This window comes from Caballeronia sp., from assembly GCF_049581465.1.
In the GTDB taxonomy this organism is placed as follows: Bacteria; Pseudomonadota; Gammaproteobacteria; order Burkholderiales; family Burkholderiaceae; genus Caballeronia.
On the sequence record NZ_JBAUSA010000353.1, the window covers coordinates 1 to 1636 of the forward strand.

Here is a 1636-nt window from a genome sequence, read left to right on the forward strand (position 1 = left end):
AGCGAAGGGTCCGCATCGAAGGCTTCAAAGGCGGCGCGCAGCGCGTCGGCCATCGGACGATCGATCGCGTTGCGACGTTCCGGCCGGTCGAGCACGACGGTCGCGACTCGCGGGTCCAGCGGATGGAGTTCGAGCCGGACGTGATCGCCGAAGTAAGTCACGGTCGATACGGATGCGGGGGTCGCATCGGACATGATGCGGATCAGTTAGATGTTTGGCAGATCTTCCAGCGATTTCTCAACCCGATCTTCTTCAAGAACGGCTTCAATTCCGGTATGACCGTTCGCGTACGGAATTGCAGCAACCCGGGGACCCAGATAGATTCGGCCGCCGAGCTTGAAAAGGGTCCTGACCCGCTCTCCCTTGCCCAGGGCATCCACGACGTGGTCCACACCGACCACTTTGGGTACTGACGCCCAATCGGTTGTCAACTCATCGATCTCGCCCCAGCGTACGTGAGTGACGCGATCATTGTTCCAACGAACACCATCGATGGCAAAACTAGACATGGCTGGCTCCGTCTATTAATGAAGCACCTGAATGAAACGACGGCCGCGCCGGACGGCACGCGTGACCCTGCGCGCCGCTTCGCAAGCATCAACATGGAGTCGCACGCAATCGGTTTACCGCTCTGTGTAAATAGCTTGCGACGAGCCCGAAATAGATTGACATGGTTCAAAGGAATGTTCAACCCGGTGCGGACACGCGACGAGGGGACCGATGGTTTGAATATGAGCGGATTTGCGCGCTGTTTATAGTCCCGTCGGCTCGGCGAGATTCAGCATTAGGCGATTCGCCCACGCGAAAATTGCCTTTGTTGACGCGCGGCAAATCTGCCAAAAATGATTTTCTAATCAGGGGGAGGAAATATTCGCGATGCGGCGCGTTCAAAACGGCGCTCCTTCCGCTTTGTTATCGGGCCACGTTGTCCGCTGTCCGCTCGGTACCGAGACCACGACCAGCTTTGTGTAGATATTCGCCGTCGCGTACAGCGCAAGGAAGCGATTGAGCATCTCGCCGAATAGTGCGAGATCGCCGTCGCCGGCAAACTTGTCACTGTGGAGCGTCACCTCGATCTCGACCCCACGCAGCAAGCCGCCCTTGACGAGCTTTTGGAGCAGCCGGTGTTTGACATCGGTAATCGCTTCGATACGCCGCCGGTTCAACTCGCCATCGGTCCAGTCGTAGAGTGCGAGACTGCCGCGCAGGATTTCTGCGTCGAGTAGGGAGAGGTAATTAGGCGCCAGATGCGACAACACGCGCCAGTGAAAGCGATCCCCGGTAGGCGGATACACCGGCAAGGTTGGCGCGGTCAGATTGCGCACGGCCCCCACATTTGTGAAGCCATCGCGCATGTGCCGGATGCTGGATTCATGCAGCCCCTTGCGCGGCAACATGCCGTTCGTCCCTGTCACGGTCACCGACAAAACCTCTTGCGGCAGCGTTGTCTGCTGTTCCCACGCATGACCGCCGAGCACGATCCACGTATCGAAGCGTCCCGACGCGCCACGCTGCAATCGCGTATGAAAATATCGTTCGGGCATCTCATGGCGCAACATGCCACCGCGATGCCGGAAGGCCGCAAAGAGCGCATATTCGAAACGCACGCCAGTAGACGCTTCGCGTCCCACGACCG

2 protein-coding genes and 1 pseudogene are annotated in these 1636 nt (G+C 58.7%); all 3 read right to left on the bottom strand.

The genetic code is table 11. From position 1 onward, the window contains the following. A pseudogene (locus tag WCA53_RS08835) lies at positions 1-194 on the bottom strand (hypothetical protein); the annotation flags it as partial. Positions 195-206: 12 nt separating this feature from the next. Continuing rightward, positions 207-509, bottom strand: coding sequence for a hypothetical protein (locus tag WCA53_RS08840; protein WP_423908096.1), 303 nt, complete (start codon positions 507-509; stop codon positions 207-209). A gap of 378 nt (positions 510-887) precedes the next feature. Next, positions 888-1636: type VI secretion system baseplate subunit TssF (locus WCA53_RS08845; RefSeq protein WP_423908099.1), on the bottom strand; the 749-nt coding region annotated here is incomplete at its 5' end.

Bases quoted from the DNA above. Each gene is read 5' to 3' on its own strand.
- WCA53_RS08840 (WP_423908096.1), bottom strand. From the start codon at position 509: ATGTCTAGTTTTGCCATCGATGGTGTTCGTTGGAACAATGATCGCGTC.